1 protein-coding gene is annotated in these 251 nt (G+C 65.7%); it reads left to right on the plus strand.

Features of this window, described 5'->3' with window-relative positions:
• Positions 1 to 251: FAD-dependent oxidoreductase (locus MN204_RS21135; RefSeq protein ID WP_249873008.1), on the plus strand; the 251-nt coding region annotated here is incomplete at both ends.

The raw sequence follows: 251 nt of genomic DNA on the forward strand, positions 1-251 counted from the left end.
GTTCGGTTCTGTGCGAGGACGGCACCAGGATTTCCTACGAAACGCTTGTGATCGCCACGGGTGGGCGCAATCGCTCGCTGCCGATCCCCGGCATCGATCTGCGCGGCGTGTTCTCATTGCGGACGATGGATGACGCGGCGCGGCTGCGTGCGCAGTTGCCGTCGGCCCGTCAGGCCGTTGTGGTGGGCGCGGGTTTCATCGGGCTTGAATTCGCGGCTGTGGCGGCGGCGAACGGTTTGTCCGTCCATGTC

It is taken from the genome of Oceanobacillus saliphilus (genome assembly GCF_023522835.1).
GTDB classification, from domain to species: domain Bacteria; phylum Bacillota; class Bacilli; order Bacillales; family Amphibacillaceae; genus Oceanobacillus; species Oceanobacillus saliphilus.